19 protein-coding genes are annotated in these 18,633 nt (G+C 58.7%); 5 read left to right on the forward strand and 14 right to left on the reverse strand.

What is annotated here, in order from left to right:
• Nucleotides 1–25 precede the first annotated feature (25 nt).
• From sdhA to sdhC, 3 genes are read right to left on the reverse strand one after another with little or no spacing between them, the layout of a single operon-like run.
• Nucleotides 26–1,798, reverse strand: a complete 1,773-nt coding sequence (gene sdhA, locus AACX99_RS19445; RefSeq protein WP_339414077.1) for a succinate dehydrogenase flavoprotein subunit — start codon at nucleotides 1,796–1,798, stop codon at nucleotides 26–28.
• Nucleotides 1,799–1,801: 3 nt separating this feature from the next.
• Complete coding sequence (gene sdhD, locus AACX99_RS19450; protein ID WP_339414078.1) at nucleotides 1,802–2,170, reverse strand: succinate dehydrogenase, hydrophobic membrane anchor protein; 369 nt, start codon at nucleotides 2,168–2,170, stop codon at nucleotides 1,802–1,804.
• The gene (gene sdhC / locus AACX99_RS19455; RefSeq protein WP_339414079.1) at nucleotides 2,164–2,538 is read right to left on the reverse strand and encodes a succinate dehydrogenase, cytochrome b556 subunit; all 375 of its coding nucleotides are present in this window, start codon (nucleotides 2,536–2,538) and stop codon (nucleotides 2,164–2,166) included. The genes sdhD and sdhC overlap by 7 nt, the downstream gene beginning before the upstream one ends.
• Nucleotides 2,539–2,900: 362 nt before the next feature.
• Between sdhC and gltA the strand changes: the two genes are divergently transcribed.
• On the forward strand, nucleotides 2,901–4,175 hold the full coding sequence (gene gltA, locus AACX99_RS19460) for a citrate synthase (RefSeq protein WP_339414080.1): 1,275 nt from the start codon (nucleotides 2,901–2,903) through the stop codon (nucleotides 4,173–4,175).
• Between the two features lie 66 nt (nucleotides 4,176–4,241).
• Here gltA and AACX99_RS19465 read toward each other — a convergent pair whose 3' ends face one another.
• The 5 genes from AACX99_RS19465 to AACX99_RS19485 form a co-directional block, all read right to left on the reverse strand.
• On the reverse strand, nucleotides 4,242–4,844 hold the full coding sequence (locus AACX99_RS19465; RefSeq protein ID WP_339414081.1) for an START domain-containing protein: 603 nt from the start codon (nucleotides 4,842–4,844) through the stop codon (nucleotides 4,242–4,244).
• A 36-nt stretch (nucleotides 4,845–4,880) separates the two neighbouring features.
• Nucleotides 4,881–5,141 carry a YkgJ family cysteine cluster protein gene (locus tag AACX99_RS19470; RefSeq protein ID WP_339414082.1) on the reverse strand — a complete coding sequence of 87 codons (261 nt, stop codon included), beginning with the start codon at nucleotides 5,139–5,141 and terminating at the stop codon, nucleotides 4,881–4,883.
• 89 nt (nucleotides 5,142–5,230) lie between these two features.
• Complete coding sequence (locus AACX99_RS19475; RefSeq protein ID WP_339414083.1) at nucleotides 5,231–7,126, reverse strand: sensor histidine kinase; 1,896 nt, start codon at nucleotides 7,124–7,126, stop codon at nucleotides 5,231–5,233.
• Nucleotides 7,126–9,345 (reverse strand): putative bifunctional diguanylate cyclase/phosphodiesterase, encoded by a 2,220-nt coding sequence (locus AACX99_RS19480; RefSeq protein ID WP_339414084.1) that lies wholly within the window; start codon nucleotides 9,343–9,345, stop codon nucleotides 7,126–7,128. The genes AACX99_RS19475 and AACX99_RS19480 overlap by 1 nt, the downstream gene beginning before the upstream one ends.
• Before the next feature lie 87 nt (nucleotides 9,346–9,432).
• The gene (locus AACX99_RS19485) at nucleotides 9,433–10,302 is read right to left on the reverse strand and encodes an NAD(P)-dependent oxidoreductase (protein WP_339414085.1); all 870 of its coding nucleotides are present in this window, start codon (nucleotides 10,300–10,302) and stop codon (nucleotides 9,433–9,435) included.
• Nucleotides 10,303–10,705: 403 nt separating this feature from the next.
• On the opposite strand from AACX99_RS19485, the gene AACX99_RS19490 reads away from it, so the two are divergent.
• From AACX99_RS19490 to rhtA, 3 genes are all read left to right on the forward strand, one after another.
• A complete protein-coding gene (locus AACX99_RS19490) occupies nucleotides 10,706–11,257 on the forward strand; it encodes an exonuclease domain-containing protein (RefSeq protein ID WP_339414087.1) in 552 nt (183 codons plus the stop codon).
• Between the two features lie 92 nt (nucleotides 11,258–11,349).
• Nucleotides 11,350–11,631 carry a pyrimidine/purine nucleoside phosphorylase gene (ppnP, locus tag AACX99_RS19495; protein ID WP_339414088.1) on the forward strand — a complete coding sequence of 94 codons (282 nt, stop codon included), beginning with the start codon at nucleotides 11,350–11,352 and terminating at the stop codon, nucleotides 11,629–11,631.
• A gap of 80 nt (nucleotides 11,632–11,711) precedes the next feature.
• Entirely contained in the window at nucleotides 11,712–12,584 is an 873-nt protein-coding gene (rhtA, locus tag AACX99_RS19500; protein ID WP_339414089.1) for a threonine/homoserine exporter RhtA, read from the forward strand.
• On the opposite strand, the gene AACX99_RS19505 is transcribed toward rhtA, so the two are convergent.
• Genes AACX99_RS19505 through AACX99_RS19525 form a run of 5 tightly spaced genes read right to left on the reverse strand, consistent with a single transcriptional unit; the run spans nucleotide 12,581 to nucleotide 16,948 of the window.
• Nucleotides 12,581–14,359, reverse strand: coding sequence for an ABC transporter transmembrane domain-containing protein (locus AACX99_RS19505; RefSeq protein ID WP_339414090.1), 1,779 nt, complete (start codon nucleotides 14,357–14,359; stop codon nucleotides 12,581–12,583). The two genes, rhtA and AACX99_RS19505, sit on opposite strands and share 4 nt — an antisense overlap.
• Nucleotides 14,360–14,386: 27 nt before the next feature.
• Nucleotides 14,387–14,776, reverse strand: coding sequence for a DoxX-like family protein (locus AACX99_RS19510; RefSeq protein WP_339414091.1), 390 nt, complete (start codon nucleotides 14,774–14,776; stop codon nucleotides 14,387–14,389).
• Entirely contained in the window at nucleotides 14,769–15,209 is a 441-nt protein-coding gene (locus tag AACX99_RS19515) for a thiol-disulfide oxidoreductase DCC family protein (RefSeq protein WP_339414092.1), read from the reverse strand. The genes AACX99_RS19510 and AACX99_RS19515 overlap by 8 nt, the downstream gene beginning before the upstream one ends.
• Before the next feature lie 23 nt (nucleotides 15,210–15,232).
• Nucleotides 15,233–15,808 (reverse strand): DUF1287 domain-containing protein, encoded by a 576-nt coding sequence (locus tag AACX99_RS19520; protein WP_339414093.1) that lies wholly within the window; start codon nucleotides 15,806–15,808, stop codon nucleotides 15,233–15,235.
• Nucleotides 15,809–15,832: 24 nt separating this feature from the next.
• Entirely contained in the window at nucleotides 15,833–16,948 is a 1,116-nt protein-coding gene (locus tag AACX99_RS19525) for an ATP-NAD kinase family protein (RefSeq protein ID WP_339414094.1), read from the reverse strand.
• A 152-nt stretch (nucleotides 16,949–17,100) separates the two neighbouring features.
• Between AACX99_RS19525 and AACX99_RS19530 the strand changes: the two genes are divergently transcribed.
• Complete coding sequence (locus AACX99_RS19530) at nucleotides 17,101–17,277, forward strand: PA1571 family protein (protein WP_339414095.1); 177 nt, start codon at nucleotides 17,101–17,103, stop codon at nucleotides 17,275–17,277.
• A gap of 80 nt (nucleotides 17,278–17,357) precedes the next feature.
• Here AACX99_RS19530 and pdxB read toward each other — a convergent pair whose 3' ends face one another.
• Nucleotides 17,358–18,503, reverse strand: coding sequence for a 4-phosphoerythronate dehydrogenase PdxB (gene pdxB, locus AACX99_RS19535; RefSeq protein WP_339414096.1), 1,146 nt, complete (start codon nucleotides 18,501–18,503; stop codon nucleotides 17,358–17,360).
• Between the last annotated feature and the right edge of the window lie 130 nt (nucleotides 18,504–18,633).

The raw sequence follows: 18,633 nt of genomic DNA on the forward strand, positions 1-18,633 counted from the left end.
TTGGCTTGCGACATATCAGGCACCCTTAATAAGTCCGGACCTTGGGTTCAAACGCTGGAACTGTCTTCGGCGAGAAGTTGACCGAACGCTTGCTCACGCGCTTTTCACCTGGGATATACAGGGAATGGCACAGCCAGTTTTCGTCGTCACGTTCCTCGAAGTCTTCACGAGCGTGAGCACCACGGGATTCTTTACGAACCTCAGCAGCGATCGCGGTGGCCTCAGCCACTTCGAGAAGGTTTTGCAGCTCCAATGCTTCGATACGCGCAGTGTTGAATGCTTGGCTCTTGTCCGCGATTTTGACAGTCGCGATCCGCTCACGCAGGTCGGCCAGTTGGGCGATGCCCTTTTGCATGTATTCGCCGGTGCGGAACACACCGAAGTAGTTTTGCATGCACTGTTGCAGTTCTTTACGCAGTGGCGCGACATCTTCGCCAGTGGTGCGTTCGTTGACGCCCGCCAGACGCTTGAGCGACAGCTCGATATCGGTTTCGCTGGCACCACGGACTTCCACGCCTTCTTTCAGCGCTTTTTCCAAATGGATACCCGCCGCGCGGCCAAACACCACCAGATCGAGCAACGAGTTGCCGCCCAGACGATTAGCGCCGTGTACCGATACGCAAGCCACTTCGCCTACAGCGAACAGGCCTTCGATGATCTTGTCGTTGCCGTTGGCATCCTGGGTGATGGCCTGACCGTGAATGTTGGTCGGCACGCCGCCCATCATGTAATGGCAGGTTGGAATCACAGGAACCGGAGCAACCACCGGGTCAACGTGAGCAAAGGTCTTCGACAGCTCACAGATGCCTGGCAAACGGCTGTGCAGTACTTCTTCGCCGAGGTGATCGAGCTTGAGCAGTACGTGGTCCTTGTCAGGGCCACAGCCATTACCGGCGATTACTTCTTTAACCATCGACCGCGCAACCACGTCACGACCGGCCAAGTCTTTGGCGTTCGGCGCATAACGCTCCATGAAGCGCTCGCCGTGAGCGTTGATCAGGTAACCACCTTCACCACGGCAACCTTCAGTAACCAGTACACCAGCGCCGGCAATACCGGTCGGGTGGAACTGCCACATCTCGATGTCCTGCACCGGCACGCCGGCACGCAGAGCCATGCCCACACCGTCACCGGTGTTGATCAGGGCGTTGGTAGTGGAAGCGTAGATACGACCCGCACCGCCAGTGGCCAGAACCACGGCCTTGGAGCGGATGTAAACGGTTTCGCCGTTTTCGATGCAGATGGCGATAACACCCACAATGGCGCCGTCTTGGTTTTTCACCAGATCCACCGCGTACCACTCGTTAAGGAACGAGGTGCCAGCTTTGAGGTTGGCTTGGTAGAGGGTGTGCAACAGCGCATGGCCGGTACGGTCAGCAGCAGCGCAGGTACGTGCAGCCTGAGTCGGATTGTTCGGGCCTTTGGACTGGCCGCCGAACGGACGCTGATAAATGCGGCCTTGTTCGGTGCGAGAGAACGGCAGACCCATGTGCTCCAATTCGAACACGGCTTCTGGGCCCACGGAGCACATATATTCGATAGCGTCCTGATCACCGATGTAGTCGGAACCTTTAACGGTGTCATACATGTGCCAGCGCCAATCATCATTCGGATCGGCCGAGGCGATGGCGCAGGTGATGCCACCCTGAGCGGACACAGTGTGCGAACGGGTCGGGAAGACCTTAGTCACAACTGCGGTTTTATGACCACCCTGAGCCAACTGCAGTGCAGCGCGCATACCCGCGCCGCCGCCACCAATAATGATGGCGTCATATGAAAGAGTGCGAATGCTTGTCATGGATCACTTACCCCAAAAAATCTGCACGCCCCAGACGAAGAACGCGAACATGGCAACGCCACACGCAGCCTGGAACAGAAAACGCACGACAGTCGCCCACTTACCCAGCGCCATCGGCGTCAGGTAGTCGGTGGAAATTGTCCACATGCCAACCCAGGCGTGAACGCTGAGCGCCACCAGGGTCAACAGACTGAAAATACGCATTGCGTTGTTGGAGAACAGCGCCTGCCACTCGGCATAGCCCAGACCTGGGTTACACACGACAAAGCCAAGCAGAAACAGCACATAAGCCGCGAGGACGACAGCAGATACACGCTGCGCCATCCAGTCATACAGACCCGAACGCGAGAAGTTCGTGACGTTGGTTACCATATCCACACCCCCAGCAGCACGATCACGATCGTCGACACGACGAGAACGATTTTCGAACCCAGCTTGCCGCCTTCCAGCGTCTCACCGATGCCCATGTCCATGATCAAGTGGCGTACACCGGCCACCAGGTGGTACAGCAGAGCGGACAACAGACCCCAAATCACAAACTTGGCCAGCGGGCTGGTCAAGCATTCTTTCACCTCGGCAAAACCTTCTGCAGACATCAGCGATTTGTCGAGCCCGTACAGCAGCACGGCGATGCCGAAGAACAGAATGATTCCAGAAACGCGGTGAAGGAATGACGTAACGCCAGTGATAGGAAGTTTGATCGTCCTAAGGTCGAGGTTTACAGGTCTTTGGCTATTCACGGCTTTTTTATCACACTGAGAGCCCCTAACTATCAGGGCAAAGTTGTCGGGAAGTGCACTGGTCAGGTACCCATCACCCAAGGAGTGACAACTACCAAAAGACAGGCTAAAGCCCTTGGTAGCTGGGCGCAGAGTATAGACAGTTAGGTTACTAATGACAACGCAAAGCCCCCTACCTAAAAGCGCATTGCACACCTCTAATAAATGGCGTAAAGAGCCGCTTTAAAAGCCTGAAAACTAGCCGCAAACCCTTCTGCCGCCTGGGTTTTCGCAAATTGACATTCGAATTTATCTCACTATAGTGGTGCGGGCCCTGCGTGGGGGGCAGTCAGATGATTTCAAGCATAACTAGGAGGCCAAACATGGCTGACAAAAAAGCGCAGTTGATCATCGAGGGCGCAGCCCCCGTCGAGCTGCCCATTTTAACCGGCACCGTTGGTCCCGATGTAATTGACGTGCGGGGCTTAACCGCCACGGGCCGTTTCACATTTGATCCTGGCTTTATGTCCACCGCCTCGTGCGAGTCGAAGATCACCTACATCGACGGCGACCAGGGCATCCTGCTGCACCGCGGCTACCCCATTGAACAGCTGGCAGAGCAATCCGATTACCTGGAAACCTGCTATCTGCTGCTGAACGGCGAACTGCCGAACGCAGAAGAGAAAGCCAAGTTCGTCAGCACCATCAAGAACCACACCATGGTTCACGAGCAACTGAAGACCTTCTTCAACGGCTTCCGCCGTGACGCTCACCCGATGGCCATTATGTGCGGTGTAGTAGGCGCGCTTTCAGCCTTCTATCACGACTCCCTGGACATCAAGAACCCGCATCACCGCGAAGTTTCGGCCATGCGCCTGATCGCCAAGATGCCAACCATCGCGGCCATGACCTATAAGTACTCCATGGGTCAGCCGATGATGTATCCGCGTAACGACCTGAACTACGCGGAAAACTTCCTGCACATGATGTTCAACACTCCGTGCGAGATCAAACCGATCAGCCCGGTGTTGGCCAAGGCCATGGATAAGATCTTTATCCTGCACGCCGACCATGAGCAAAATGCCTCGACGTCCACCGTCCGCCTGGCAGGCTCTTCGGGCGCCAACCCGTTCGCCTGTATCGCCGCTGGTATTGCTGCCCTCTGGGGCCCGGCGCATGGCGGCGCTAACGAAGCTGTTTTGGCCATGCTTGACGAGATTGGCAGTGTCGACAATATCGACACCTTTATCGCCAAGGCTAAAGACAAGGACGATCCGTTCAAACTCATGGGCTTCGGTCACCGCGTTTACAAAAATCGTGACCCGCGCGCCACCGTAATGAAGCAGACCTGCGACGAAGTACTGAAAGAACTGGGTATCACCAACGATCCGCAGCTGGCACTGGCCATGCGATTGGAAGAGATCGCCCTGACCGACCCGTACTTCAAAGAGCGCAACCTGTACCCGAACGTTGACTTCTACTCGGGCATCATCCTCAAGGCTATCGGTATTCCGACCAGTATGTTCACCGTGATCTTCGCCCTGGCGCGGACCGTTGGCTGGATCTCGCACTGGAAAGAAATGCTCTCCAGCCCGTACAAGATTGGCCGCCCGCGCCAGCTGTACACCGGCTACACGCAGCGCGATCTGAAGAAGTAACTCAGTTCTCGCCGGACAAAAAAGGCTGCCCCAGGGCAGCCTTTTTTGTATCTGAATTAACCAGTTCTACGGTTGCTCAGCCAACTGGCGCAGCCCCTGCAAGGTATTGAACGGCGCATCCACAACAAAGCTATTGGCCAACCAGGCTGGCACGCTGCCACCCGGTTCGGAATGCACCTGATAGACCACTTCGATTTCTCCCTCGCGCGGCGTGAGGCTCCAGAAACCCTCCACCTTAGTCACCCGCACAAAGCCCTGCTGCGGCGGCAAATAATCGGCAACCCCATGCAGGGTCCGAGTTACCCGACCATCGGTATCACGCGTGGTAGTCACCTGCAGGATCGAATCCCGCGGCTGTACTGGCCATGGCGTATGGAAGCGGCTGTAGGCCCAACTCCGATCGCCCTCATGCTTGAGCAGCTTCTGCTCGCTACAGGCATGAATCCAGGCACACGCTGCACTGACATCATCCTGCAAGGCCAATAACCGCGGCATATCTGTCCGCATGCGGGTTACGCCACGAAACGCCTGAAAGCTCGAACCGGGAATCTGCTGCAAATAAACCTGAATACCCGCTTCATCCTTGACCAAACGCCATTGCGCCGCCTGTGCCCCGCTCGCCACCAGCAATGCGATTGCACTCAAGAACAGCCCTGTAAACCGCACCATTGCGCCTCCGGCAGCCAATAACCTTGCGCCACAGTATCAGACTGCAACCGCCGTGCTCTGCTCCAGCCAGCCAATCAACTGCAGAGCCTCTGCGGCATTGTCGCCACAGACGTACTCAGCGGCATGAAATGCTGAACACACCGCAGGTCGAGCAGGCTGGCCGAAAATCATGCAGTAGTTATTGGCATCCAGCTGCACGCAGCGCACACCTGCCGGCTTGCCATCGGGCATGCCTGGAATAGGGGAGCTGATCGACGGGGCGATACAACAGGCGCCACAGCCAGCACGGCAAATCATGACAAGAGGACCTCAAAGGCATCAGCACTAAACATAAGCCGACGATTCTACGTGGGCACAGACGACTTGGCAGCCGGCCAAGCGCAGATTCAGGCGAGCGGTAGGCGCAGACGAAACCGTGTGCCCTGCTCCAGTGCACTGCACACCTGTAATTCCGCCCCCAGAATGTCCACCGCCAGTTGATGGGTGAGATGCAGCCCCAGCCCGGTACCACCACGACCACGCCGGGTGGTAAAGAAGGGGTCGAAGATCTTCGCCAAAACGTCTTCGCTCATACCGCAGCCATTATCCTGCACCTCAATCACACACTCGTGGCGCAGTGCATCATGATCAATACGTACAGTAACGATGCCATGCACCGTTGGTTCGAAGGCGTGAATCAAGGCATTGTCGATCAGATTCTGCAGAATTTGCCCAAGCGGCCCAGGGTAGCTATCCAACTGCAGGCGCTCAGGCATCTCAAGAATCACCTGATGCGCTGACTGCCTAAGCTTCGGGGTAAACAGCAGCATGACCTCGTGCACCAGCTCGACCAGATCGAAAAGGCGCCGTTCGGTACTGGCTCGGTCACTAGCCAACTGCTTGAAGGCACGCGTCAGCTGCGCCATACGCGTCAGATTGTTGAGGATGATCGTCATACCTTCGCCGTTACGCTGCAAAAAGCGCTCAAGCACTGATCGCTGCAGCCCGTCGCTCAGACTCTGCTGCACCCCCTGAGTTGCTTTCTCCAGCGTAGAGGCCGCTACGCTGGCTGCGCCGATGGGCGTATTCAGCTCGTGTGCCACGCCGGCAACCAGCGTACCGAGCGAGGAGAGCTTCTCCGCCTGCAGCAACGCACCGCGGGTGCGCTGCAGTTGTTCCACCGTCTCGCGCAATTCGCCATTGCTCTGCTGCAACGCCTGACTGCTGTCCTCCAGTGCCTGGCGCACCTGGTCGCGCTCAAACTCACTCAATCCCAGACGCAGCGCCACAAGCAAACCCAGCGGCAGCATCACACAAGTAAACAGCAGCACCTGCCAGAGCACCTCGGCGCGCAAGCCCTGCACCTGCTCACTGGGTAGATGCGAGACCAATAACCATTGCTCACTCGTAGCCAGGCTCTTATCTGCACGCTGATAGGGGTCGAAATGGTTGAACGCCCAATAACCTGAATGATCACTAAACACGCCACTGTTCTGCGCCTTCATACGCTGCCAACTGGCCGGGTAGCGGCTGGCCAATGTCGCCTCGGCCTTACCCAGCATAAAACCCCAGGCATCTTGCGGGTCGACCGCCAACATCCAGTACCCCTCATGATCGACCAGGGTCAGGTTGCCACCATAGCTGGCGGAAACTTGGCTAAGGCGCTGCAGCAGCGCATGACCACGGTAATTCAGCACCAGAATGCCGCGTCGCTTGCCCGCGCCATCGAATACCGGCGCAGCACTGCGCAAGGTTGGCTTGAGAGGCTGCTCGACCACTCCATACTCTTTATTGAGGTCGAATCGCGAAAGATAGAATGAGCCTTTCCCCAGGCTCATAGCTTCAACAAAATAGTAATAGTTCGCCTTGTTCTGCAGTTGTGCGTAGTCACGCAGCACTGGCGAATCCTCCAGCCAGTCGACCCGCACCTGCTCTATACCCGTTTCATCCAACCAACGAATCTGGTCGTACAACTCAGTGCTGCGCGCAAACTCGATAAACAGCTGGCCCAGAGCATCTCTATTGTCAGCACTGGGATAGGCCAGGACATCGGCAAACAATGGTTGGCGGATGAGAAATTGAAGATTGCCGCGCAGGGTTGCCAGGTGCCGATTGAGCACCCCGCCACCCTCATTCAAGCTGCTCTGCTGGTCACGCAGCAACGGTGCCAGCTTGGCATCCAGCAAACGCTCGTGAAGCAGCAGCGTCAACAACAGAATCAGCAACGCCCAGGGTAGAAACAGCAACAATAAGTTGCGTCTGACCGGCGCGCTGAACAAGCGTTTTCGCCAGTGCTCGCGCATCACCCCTGGCGCCCCGGCCAACCATCCAGCCAGGTCAGTAAGTCTGCACAAGCCATCGGTTTGGCAAACAGATAACCCTGCGCCTGCCGGCAACCATGGTTAAGAATCCAGTCGGCCTGTTGCTGGGTCTCAACACCTTCAGCAATGACTTGCATGCCGACCCGAGCAGCAATCTGGATAACGGCTTCAGCAATCATCTGCTGGTCACTGACCTCACCGATTTCCAGAACAAAGCTGCGGTCGATTTTCAAACGATCGGCCGGCAGCAAACGCAGGTAGCTGAGCGATGAGAAGCCGGTGCCAAAATCATCAATGGCCACCTCAACACCCATGGCACGCAGCGCACGCAGTTTTTCACAAACGGTATCGAAGGTGCGCATGGCTACCGACTCGGTAATTTCCACTTCGATCTGCTCAGGCGCGACTCCCGCAGCCTGTATATGCGAATTGAATCGCTCGATAAAATCATGCTGCAGCAGCTGCGGCGCAGAGACGTTGACTGCCACGCGGATATGCGGGTAACCCGCATCGGCCAGCTGTTTTGCCGCTTGCAGGGCTAAACGCATCAGCAGATCACCCAGCGGCAAGATGTAACCGGTGGCCTCGGCCAAAGGGATAAAACTCAGTGGCGGGACCATTTTTCCGTCAGCTTTGCGCCAGCGCGCCAGGGCCTCAACACCGATAACACGGCGGGTTTTCAGGTCAATCTGCGGCTGCAACTCGACGCTGATCTGCCCCGCTTCTACCGCATCGCGCAAAGCTAGCAACAGACGGTAAGACTCGGCATGTGCGCTCTGCAATCGCGGGTCATACACCCCGTGCTGATCATGGCCCAGGCGCTTTGCCTGCTTCAGGGTCAGCAAAGCATCCTGCAAGGCCACGCTGGCGCTGCCGGTAAAATCAGCCAGGTTCATGGTCACGCTACTCAGGCTGTGCACCTGGCCCATCTCATAGGGGCGCTTATGTCGGCGAAACAATGCCACCACTTCCGCCGCATTGACCTGCGCCTGTGGGCCGAGGATGGCAAACAGGTCATCACGCACCCGTGCAATCAGCACATCATGGGAGAAAGCATCGCAGAGTTTCTTCGCCACCAGGCCGAGGATGAAATCACCATAACCGGTACCAAAGGCGGTGTTGGCGCCGGAGAAGTTGTCAATATCGATCAATACCAGCACACGCTGATCCTTGGCCTCGGAAGTCAGCGTCATATCCAGCATGCGGATTAGCGCATTACGGTTGGGGATTTTCAGCAGATCGTCCTGGTAGGCCATTTCTTCAAGACGGCTGAATAACGCAACGTTATATAGCCCACGACTGATGCTGGCACTGAACACCTTAAGCAACTCCAGCTCGGTGTCATTCAGCGCACGTGCACTGGAGATATAACAGGCGTAGTCGGCACCAGCCTGAAAGCGCGGGAAGAACAACACCGTGCAATCGCTCAGACGCAAGGTTTTCTGCTCCTGCAGACTACGACGCAAGGCTGCGACTACCAGGGGATAATCGAGGGCATCGAGGTTGCTATCAATGCTCTTGAGGAAGCGCCCGCTTGCACTGACAACCCGCGCATTCGGCGGCGCATTAGCATCCCTCTCTTCGGCCCGAACGCAAACAATCCCCTCGGTCTGCACATTGAGTAGCGAGGAGATTTCCGAGAGAATTTTCGCCGACAGCTCACGAGTGTTCTTCGAGCAGAACAGGGCATTGCTCGATTCAACAATCATCTGCAAGCCACGGCGAGCGTTGGCCACCGCCTTAAGCTGGGAATATCCACGCACCGCAGCGGTGAGCACCGTGAGCAAGCGCTCGGCGCTGAGCTCGCTCTTGGTCCAATAGTCGTTGATGTCGTAATCGCGCATCACTTCATGGGCCGGCGCCAGACCTGGCTCACCCGTCAGCATCACCACGCGGGTTTCGCGATTACCGATAACCTCGCGTAACGCCTTGATCAGGCGCAGGCCGGCATCTTCGGTTTCCATCACCACATCAAGCAATACCAGGGCAATGTCATGGTGCTTGGCCAGCAACATCGAGGCTTCGCGACAACTAAAGGCCTGGATCAGCTCAATGCGCCTACCCAGCAGCTCCAGGTCACTCAGGGCAAAAGCCGTGGCGCGCTGAAAATCGGCGTCATCATCAACGGCCAACACACGCCATACAGGCTGGGAGGGGATGCTGGGTAAGTCATCGTCACTGAATGCAAATTGATCATCCATGAACAGTGCCCGCATGTACGAAGGGTGAGAACAACGCCAAATACTGGCTGGGTTAACGCAGTATAGACGGCAGTTCTCAGCTGCCAGTCATGGCTTGTGCAGGCGGGCAAAAAGGCTTGAAGTATCCCAACGGCCGCCGCCCATGCCCTGCACGTCGGCATAGAACTGATCGACCAGCGCGGTTACCGGCAGCTGCGCGCCATTGCTGCGGGCTTCGGTCAGCAGGATCGACAAGTCCTTGCGCATCCAGTCCACGGCAAAACCATGCTCGAATTCACCGGCCAGCATAGTCTTGTGGCGATTTTCCAGCTGCCAGGACTGCGCTGCGCCCTTGCTGATCACATCCATCGCACCATGTGCATCGAGCCCGGCGCACTCGGCGAAATGCAGGGCCTCGGATAAGCCCTGCACCAGGCCGGCGATGCAAATCTGGTTGACCATTTTGGTCAGCTGACCGCTACCGGCTTCGCCCATCAAGCGGGTCATGCGTGCATAGGCCTGAATGATCGGCTCAGCCTTGGCGTAGGTCGCAGCCTCGCCACCGACCATGATGGTCAGCGCACCGTTCTGCGCACCGGCCTGACCACCGGATACCGGTGCATCGAGAAAACCCAGTTGACGCGTAGCGGCCTGCTCGGCCAGCTCACGCGCTACCTGCGCCGAGGCGGTGGTGTGATCGACCAACACCGCACCGGCTTGCATGCCGGCAAATGCGCCCTGCTCGCCCAATACCACAGCGCGCAGATCATCATCATTGCCCACGCAAACCATCACAAACTCGGCGCCCGCGGCCGCTTCACGCGGGGTTGGCGCGTGGCTGCCGGAATACTCAGCGGCCCATTGCGCAGCCTTGGCGGCGGTGCGGTTGTACACACACACCTGATGCCCGGCGCGCGCCAGATGCCCGGCCATCGGGTAACCCATTACGCCCAGCCCGATAAACGCCAGCTTTGCCATATCCACCTCTACCTTCTAGCGCCATTTACAACGCGCTTTTGCTTAATTTCACATCCGCACTACCCGGCAGATACGAGCCCGGCTGCAAGCATGCCCGGCACATGGGGCCAACGCCAGTACAGCCATAGGGCAAAACTGTATGGATAGGCTCACCTAGCAGGCCGTTGAAAAATGTAGGCGAGGCAGGCAAGACAAGGCAAAAAAGGCCGAGAAAGCGGAGTTTACGATCTGTAAATGAGCATTACTCGCTGCACTCGCCCTTCGGGTCGCGCTGAAGCGCGTTAGCCGCAGCGGCTTGCCGAGCGCGGTATTGCCAACACAGGTCGTTTTACAACGGACTGACAACAGGCTTTACCCAATGCCGATCCTGCTTTCATACTCGCGGGCACGCTAAGGAGGGCCTATGCAGCATTGGCTGGTAATCGACCTGGAAGCCACCACCGAAGAAGGCGGCTGGCCGGTCACAGATATGGAAATCATCGAAATCGGCGCCAGCCTGGTCAACGCTGACGGTCATGAAATCGAGTATTTCCAGCGCTTTGTGCGGCCCACCCGGCGCCCACACCTGACCCACTTCTGCCGTCAGCTCACCCAAATCAGCCAAGCCGATGTCGATGCCGCAGCGCCACTGAGTGCGGTATGGGCGCAATTCGAACGCTGGCTGCTGGCCCATCAAGGACAGCTAGCAGGCTGGGCCAGCTGGGGCGACTACGATCGCTGCCAGTTCGAACAGGAATGGCGCGCCCATGGCCTAGAGAGCTATCTGAACCAGATTCCGCATATCAACCTGAAAAAACGCTTCGCCGAAGCCCGCCAGCTGCCCAGTCCAATTGGCTTGAAGATGGCGCTTAATCTCGCTGGCTTCCAGTTCCAGGGCCAGCAGCACCGCGCCCTGACCGACGCACGCAATACCGCTCGGCTGCTGCCGCTGGTATTGCCTGTGCAAAGCAGATGACGAAGAAAAACCGCTTGGGCATACTGGCCAGCCTTTTTATGGTCTGCCGCTCAAGGCAGCCAGCCTTTTAATACCCTTTCGAGGAACTGCTGATGTTCAAGGTCAATGAATACTTCGACGGCACCGTCAAATCCATCGCCTTCGGCATGGCTGAAGGCCCTGCCACCATTGGCGTGATGGCTGCAGGCGAGTACGAATTCGGCACCAGCCAGCTGGAAATCATGCACGTGGTCGCTGGCGCCCTGACCGTGAAATTGCCAGGTAGCGAAAACTGGGAAACCTTTACCAGCGGCAGCAAATTCACCGTACCGGCCGACAGCAAGTTTCAGCTCAAGGTGGCGACTGATACTGCTTATTTGTGTGAATACCGCTAAGCCTTAGCCGTGATGCCTGAAAGCCGGCCCCAGTGGCCGGCTTTTTTATTAATGGATAGAAAATCCACAAGGAGCAGCCCATGCCGCGCTCAACGCAATTCTCCCTGGTGATCCTGCCGATCATTTTGCTGCTGATCGCCATGACTTCAATCCAGAGCGGTGCGTCCCTGGCCAAAGGCTTGTTTCCGGAAATTGGCGCCAGCGGCACCACGGCCCTGCGCCTGAGCCTCGGCGCGCTGATTCTGTGCATCTTAATGCGACCCTGGCAGGCCAAGCTGACGCTGAAGTCCAGCCGATCGTTACTGGCTTACGGGCTGTCGCTGGGTGGCATGAACCTGCTGTTCTACCTCTCGCTGAAAACCATTCCACTGGGCATTGCCGTAGCCCTGGAATTTACCGGGCCGCTGGGCCTGGCGCTGTTATCGTCACGTCGCCTGGTGGATTTCATCTGGATTGCCCTGGCGGTTTTCGGCCTCTGGCTGTTATTGCCCACCGGACAAAGCGCTGTACCGCTGGACCCGGTCGGCATGGGCCTGGCTTTGGCCGCTGGGATGTGCTGGGCGCTGTATATCGTCTTCGGACAGAAAGCCGGTGCTGAACACGGCAAACAAACCGTCGCCCTGGGTACGATAGTCGCCGCGTTGCTGGTGTTTCCGATTGGCCTGTGGCAAGCCGGCAGCGGTTTGTTTTCAGTGGATCTGCTGCCCATCGCCCTCGGCGTAGCGGTACTCTCCTCGGCCCTGCCCTACAGCCTGGAAATGGTCGCACTGACCCGCCTGCCCGCGCGCACGTTCAGTGTCCTGATGAGCATGGAGCCGGCGATTGCCGCCCTCTCCGGTCTGCTGTTCCTCAGCGAGCGCCTGACCCTCAGTCAATGGCTGGCGATCAGCGCCATCATCCTCGCCTCGGCGGGCGCGGCGGCAACCATCAAACCGAAAGCCAAACCACTTTAAACCGAGGCTTCAGCCTCGCTGCTGAACTGCAATTCGGCCAGTCGCGCATACAGCGGACTACTGCTGACCAACTCGCTGTGGCTGCCGATAGCCGCCAGCTTGCCGTGCTCGATCACGGCGATGCGGTCAGCGCTTTTGACCGTCGCCAGGCGATGGGCGATCACCAGGGTGGTTCGCCCTTCCATCAGTGGCGGCAAGGCTTGCTGAATCAAGTGCTCGCTTTCGGCGTCCAGTGCACTGGTCGCCTCATCGAGCAGCAGAATCGGCGCATCCACCAGCAATGCCCGAGCAATTGCCAGACGCTGACGCTGTCCACCGGACAAGCCCAGCCCGGCGTCCCCCAGATGAGTCTGGTAGCCATTCGGCAGTTTCATGATGAATTCGTGGGCATGGGCGGCCCTGGCCGCTGCCTCTACTTCGGCCAGCGTCGCGCTGGTTTTGCCATAACGGATATTGTCCTCTACCGAGCCGAAGAACAGTGCCGGGTTCTGCGACACCAGGGCAAAGCTGCTGCGCAGTTCGCGCGGATCAAGCTGCTGGATTGGCACGCCATCAATCAGGATGCGGCCCTGCTGCGGGTCAAAAAAGCGCAGCAGCAGATCAAACAATGTCGATTTACCTGCGCCAGACGGCCCGACCAGCGCCAAGGTTTCCCCCGCTGCGACCTGCAGATCGATGCCATCCACGGCAAAACTGCCAGGGCGCGACGGATAAGCGAAACGCAGCTCTTGCAGCTCGATACGGCCCTGCACCGGCTGGGTCAGGTGCAAAGCATCCGTAGCCGGCGGGGTGATTTCATTGCGCGCCTGCAACAGCTCGGCGATACGTTCGGCGGCACCGGCAGCCCGTTGCAGCTCACCGATCACCTCGCTCAGCGTGCCAAAGGCCGAGCCGACGATCAGGCTGTAAAACACAAAGGCAGCCAACTCACCGCCGGAAATCCGCCCGGCAATTACGTCCATGCCGCCAACCCAAAGCATCACCCCCACCGCACCGAGCACCAGCACGATCACCACAGTGATCAGCCAGGCACGCTGGGCAATGCGCTGGCGCGCAGTGTCAAAGGCTGCCTCAGCGGACAGACCGAAACGGCGCTTGTCCTCATTTTGGTGGTTATAGGCCTGCACGGTCTTGATCTGCCCCAGCACCTCGCCAACATAGCTGCCGACATCCGCCACCCGATCCTGGCTCTGCCGTGACAGCGCACGCACGCGGCGGCCGAAAATCAGAATCGGCGCGACCACCAGCGGCAGCGCCATCAGCACGATGCCGCTGAGCTTGGCGTTAGTGACCACCAACAGCACGCTGCCGCCCACCAGCATGATCACGTTGCGCAGCGCCATCGACAGCGACGAGCCAATCACCGACTGCAACAGCGTGGTATCGGCCGTCAGCCGTGACTGAATCTCCGAGCTGCGGTTGCTCTCATAAAAGCCCGGATGCAGTTCGATCAGGTGGTTGAACACGCGCTTGCGGATATCGGCGACAAAGCGCTCGCCAATCCACGACACCAGGTAGAAACGGGTAAAGGTGCCAATGGCCAGCGCCAGCACCAGCACGAAGAACAGCCCGATGGACTGCTGCAGCGCCGCCGGCGACTGGGTCGCCAGGCCCTGGTCGACCAGCAGCTTGATGCCCTGGCCCATCGACAGGGTGATGGCGGCGGTAAACATCAGCGCCAGCAAGGCCCCGAACACGCGACCACGGTACGGTGCAATAAAGCGCCAGGCCATACGCAGGGCATTGCGCTGACGAGAAGACAGGATCGAAAGCATGGAGGCTCGCTGGGGCGCTGACGCCCGTTAATGAGGAGGCGATTGCGGCGTTTCCGCCCGCCAGGCCAGCCAACACAGCGCCAGGGCGGCGAGGTTGGTGCTCAGCGGATTGAACGCCTGCAGCAGTAGATGGGGGCTGAATAGCGCTACATCAAGCAGCAGCCCAATCAACAGCACGCCGGCTAGCAGCAAGGGCCAGCGCTGACGCCGCCACAGCAGCAATAAACCCAGGATGATTTCCGCCAGACCAGCGATGCGCGCCACCCACTCGGGGGCAGGTAAGCCGTGGGCCTGGATCATCGCCAGCTCATCCGGGCTCAACCAGAGAATCTTCGGCACCAGGCCGTGCCAGATAAACACCAGGGCCAGGGCGATACGCGCGCCCCAGGCGATCTGCTGTAAACGGGGATCAGTCATGCAAAAAGCGCCGGGCATGGTCGGCGCTGGGTATCAGGCAACTGTCGTAGCGACCAAATAGCCGGTAGCGATTTAACGCAATACGGTCATAGCACCAGTCACGCAGCGGACGCGGAATCAGCCGCAGCCACGCTAGAAAACGCCATGGACTGGGCAATTGCGCAACGATACGCAGCACGGCATCCGAACGCAGCAGCATCTGGCCATTCTCGATTAGCGCCATGGTATCGAAGCGCTCGGTCGGCAAACCGCCCCACGCCAACAACGCCTGGCCCTGTTCAGACTGCACCGAAGCCAGGCGAAAGCGCTGCTCAGTATCATGGCGAATCAGAAACTTCGCCCAGCCGTTGCACAGCTTACATACCCCATCAAACAGCACCACGCGTTCGCCGGGCTGGATAAGCGGTGGCGGTGTTTGTGATTGCTCCTGCATAGCCAACTCCTGCTGCACAGCCCTCAGGCTGCGGGAATACGGTAATGACCGGTAATCTTAAAGCTGAAGAGAATGTCCTCTTCCTGGGTGCCGCGGCCGATATTGTGCAGCACCAGGGGCACGCCGCTGCTGGCCTGGCGGTCACTGATAATGCCGATATGGGCCAGGCCGCCACCCAGATCCCAGGTGACAATATCGCCGGCGCGGTAGCCCGCCGCATCCTGGCTGACTGGTAGCCCCCAGCCCTGGCGTTTAAACCAGGTCATCAGGTTCGGCACACGGCGGTGGTCGATATTGCTGTCGGGCCGGCTTAGCCCCCAGTTCTTTGGATACAGGCGAAAATTCGCGCGCATGTCCTGATGCACCGCCTGCTGCAAATCCAAGCCTTGCTGGCGCAGCGCGCGGATTACCACATCGGTACACACGCCGGTATTGAGCGGCACATCGCCACTGGGGTAACTCAGGCGGCGATAGGCGGGATCGTAGCTCAGGGTTACGCCGACCTGCTCGCGGGCGGCCGTGACCAGGGTATCGGCCTGCAGCGCCCAGGCCTGGACGCTCAGCAGAATGCTCAACGCGAACAGCAGAATCGCCCGCATAACATCTCCTTAATAGTTCAGCGGCTACTTGCCTACGGGATACAGCAGCTCTTCCTTATAACCGGCCCACACGCGCACTACATCGGGAAAGACATCGTCCAACGCTATATCACCGCTGTCGACCAGCAGCGGCCGGCCCTCCAGCGTGCCAAGTTTGCGTTTGGTGGCGACCACCCGCAGGTTGTCCAAGCCTATAGCGCGCAGCACCCGTGGGCTGATCTGCTGGTTGCCGCGACCGATAATATGACCCTGGCCACCAATCGCAGTCACTAGCAGCCGCGCTGGATGGCCGTCAATCAGTTCAAACAGCTGCGCTTCGGTTACATCGCTGGCCAGTAGCTGACCATTCTCGATCACATCGACGCCGAGCAAGCTGGTCTGCAAGCCGAGGTTCTGCGCCAAACCATGCAGCGTCGAACCAGGGCCGAACACATAGCGCACATCGGTTTCCCAGCTGTCCTGTAACCAGTCAGCCAGATCATTCAGCACCAGCTCTTCAGACTCCATACCGCCCTGCTTGACCTGTTGCACATAGCCACCTTCCTGCGGCACCGTCAGTTCACCGTACCAACGCGCCGTTACGCGCCCTTCGCGCAAGGCGTTTTCATCAATATCACGCACTTCGCCACTGCTCAGGCGCACCAAGCCGCCTTCAATCAGTCGCGCAGTCAATTCGCCGGCGGCGCGCGGGCTGATGGCGTAAACCCCGGACTGAATCTTTACCCCTGCCGGTATCCCCAGCACCGGCTGGCCTTCGCGTACTGCGGCGCAGATATCCCGCGCCGTACCATCGCCACCAGCGAACAGAATCAGCGCCACGCCGGCATCCTGCAGCAACTCAACCGCCTGACGGGTATCGGCGGCGCTGCTTGGAGCTGCGCCCAATTCGCCGACCACGCGGTGGACAAAGCCCATCTCGCTCAACAGATCCGCACCCATGGCGCCGGGAAAGGTGACGAATTCCAGGCGCTCACGCAGTGGTAGCAGCTCCTCAAGAGCCGTTTGCGTACGCAACGCCGACTTGGCCTCGACACCCAGAGCCAGAGCCTGTTCGGCCATGCCGTCACTGCCCTTGAACCCCGCCGGGCCGCCCAGCCCAGCCAATGGGTTGATGATCAGACCAATATGGAAAAGCCCCATAACACCCTCTAATTCAATAACTGCCTGCTCAATGCCTACCTGTCCCTGGCACAGTGCCTGCAAAGCTGACTTGCCCTGTGCCTTGCGGCGGTTTTCTGCCGTCGCAGTTGTCATAGCGCCTTCATCTAACACTCATAAAATCGCGCTAACCGATGAGGAGACAAGCCATGCACAGCCACCAACAGAATTCGCAAAAAGCCACCACAATGCCGGTAGGCGGCTTTGTCATCGACGCCCAGGGCCGCGAAATCCCGATCACCGAAGAGATGATCCAGCAGGCCTGCAGCGCGCTGGAAAAAGCTCAAAAAGAAGAACCTCAAGCCAAGTAAGCATGCCTTTTGTAGGGTGGATGACGTTTTTCATCCACCATTGAGGCCGCTGATGGTGGATGAGTAACGCGCCATCCACCCTACCCCTTCAGCTTCGCGCCCAACGCCTGCACCAGGCTTAACAACGCCGGCGCTTCACCCTTAACACAAACCTTGAGCCCGTCGATTTCCCGGCGCATTGGGTAGTGTTTGCGTAGGCCATCAAAAGCCGCACGCCGCGTTGCCGCATCGCCCTGCAGGCTCCGGCGAAAATCCGCATCATCGCGGCGCGGGTCATACACCGCGCGGCAGATGCTAGCTAGGGCCCAGGCCGGATTGGCGCAGGCATCGATAATCAGCTCACTCAGCCAGGCGGCTGGCATCAGTTGTTCCAGCTCAACGCTGGGCGCCACGCCCAGGTGTTGACACAGCGCCTGATAAATCTGCGCCGTGCCGCGCAGCTTGCCGTCGAGGCTGTAACCGGCAATATGCGGCGTGGCGATGCGGCATAACGCGGCCAGATCAACATCCACCAGCGGCTCGCCTTCCCAGACATCCAGCACCACCTGCAGATCGCTGCGTTGCGGCAACAGCTCGAGCAAAGCCTGGTTATCCACCACCGCGCCACGGCTGGCGTTGATCAGCCAACTGCCTGGCGTCAATGCTGCCAAGCGCGCAGCATCGAATAGATGGTGAGTGGCATGCTCGCCGATGCGTTCAAGTGGCGTATGCAGGCTGATCACATCGCACTGCTCCAACACCTGCTGCAAACTGACGAAATCACCACCCTCAGCGGCCTGACGCGGCGGATCGCAGACCAGCACACGCCAGCCCAGACCACGCAGCACCTTAAGCAGACGACTGCCAACCTGCCCAGCACCGATTACCCCGTATGTGCGACTGGCCAGGTCGACACCCTGCTGCTCGGCCAATACCAGCAGGCTGCCCAGCACATAGTCGACCACGCCACGGGCATTGCAGCCCGGCGCACTGGCCCAGGTGATACCAGCCTGCTGGAAGTAGTCGAGGTCCAGATGGTCGGTGCCGATGGTGCAGGTGCCAACAAATTTAACCGCCGACCCTTCGAGCAGCATGCGATTCACCTGGGTCACCGAACGCACCAGCAGCAAGTCGGCATCGGCGACAGCAGTTGCATCGATGCTGCGGCCGGGCAGGCGGCGAACTTCACCAAAACCGGCAAAGAATTCGTCAAGCAGAGGGATATTTTCATCGGCGACTATGCGCATAGCAGGCTCCGTAAATCAGGCGGGCATTCTAACCTGACATATGCGGTTGGCTAGGACGCTGCGCCTCCAATCAGCAATTGCTTAAAGATGTCGCCTTTAGGATTCCTGACCACCCTGTCAAGGCGTAGAC

Origin of the sequence: Pseudomonas sp. EA_35y_Pfl2_R5 (assembly GCF_963970805.1) — a bacterium.
Taxonomy (GTDB): domain Bacteria; phylum Pseudomonadota; class Gammaproteobacteria; order Pseudomonadales; family Pseudomonadaceae; genus Aquipseudomonas.

What these genes read in the sequence shown, in the direction of transcription:
- sdhA (WP_339414077.1), bottom strand. Translation starts at nt 1,798, where the DNA reads ATGACAAGCATTCGCACTCTTTCATATGACGCCATCATTATTGGTGGC.
- sdhD (WP_339414078.1), bottom strand. Translation starts at nt 2,170, where the DNA reads ATGGTAACCAACGTCACGAACTTCTCGCGTTCGGGTCTGTATGACTGG.
- gltA (WP_339414080.1), top strand. Translation starts at nt 2,901, where the DNA reads ATGGCTGACAAAAAAGCGCAGTTGATCATCGAGGGCGCAGCCCCCGTC.
- AACX99_RS19465 (WP_339414081.1), bottom strand. Translation starts at nt 4,844, where the DNA reads ATGGTGCGGTTTACAGGGCTGTTCTTGAGTGCAATCGCATTGCTGGTG.
- AACX99_RS19470 (WP_339414082.1), bottom strand. Translation starts at nt 5,141, where the DNA reads ATGATTTGCCGTGCTGGCTGTGGCGCCTGTTGTATCGCCCCGTCGATC.
- AACX99_RS19475 (WP_339414083.1), bottom strand. Translation starts at nt 7,126, where the DNA reads ATGCGCGAGCACTGGCGAAAACGCTTGTTCAGCGCGCCGGTCAGACGC.
- AACX99_RS19480 (WP_339414084.1), bottom strand. Translation starts at nt 9,345, where the DNA reads ATGGATGATCAATTTGCATTCAGTGACGATGACTTACCCAGCATCCCC.
- AACX99_RS19485 (WP_339414085.1), bottom strand. Translation starts at nt 10,302, where the DNA reads ATGGCAAAGCTGGCGTTTATCGGGCTGGGCGTAATGGGTTACCCGATG.
- AACX99_RS19490 (WP_339414087.1), top strand. Translation starts at nt 10,706, where the DNA reads ATGCAGCATTGGCTGGTAATCGACCTGGAAGCCACCACCGAAGAAGGC.
- ppnP (WP_339414088.1), top strand. Translation starts at nt 11,350, where the DNA reads ATGTTCAAGGTCAATGAATACTTCGACGGCACCGTCAAATCCATCGCC.
- rhtA (WP_339414089.1), top strand. Translation starts at nt 11,712, where the DNA reads ATGCCGCGCTCAACGCAATTCTCCCTGGTGATCCTGCCGATCATTTTG.
- AACX99_RS19505 (WP_339414090.1), bottom strand. Translation starts at nt 14,359, where the DNA reads ATGCTTTCGATCCTGTCTTCTCGTCAGCGCAATGCCCTGCGTATGGCC.
- AACX99_RS19510 (WP_339414091.1), bottom strand. Translation starts at nt 14,776, where the DNA reads ATGACTGATCCCCGTTTACAGCAGATCGCCTGGGGCGCGCGTATCGCC.
- AACX99_RS19515 (WP_339414092.1), bottom strand. Translation starts at nt 15,209, where the DNA reads ATGCAGGAGCAATCACAAACACCGCCACCGCTTATCCAGCCCGGCGAA.
- AACX99_RS19520 (WP_339414093.1), bottom strand. Translation starts at nt 15,808, where the DNA reads ATGCGGGCGATTCTGCTGTTCGCGTTGAGCATTCTGCTGAGCGTCCAG.
- AACX99_RS19525 (WP_339414094.1), bottom strand. Translation starts at nt 16,948, where the DNA reads ATGGGGCTTTTCCATATTGGTCTGATCATCAACCCATTGGCTGGGCTG.
- AACX99_RS19530 (WP_339414095.1), top strand. Translation starts at nt 17,101, where the DNA reads ATGAGGAGACAAGCCATGCACAGCCACCAACAGAATTCGCAAAAAGCC.
- pdxB (WP_339414096.1), bottom strand. Translation starts at nt 18,503, where the DNA reads ATGCGCATAGTCGCCGATGAAAATATCCCTCTGCTTGACGAATTCTTT.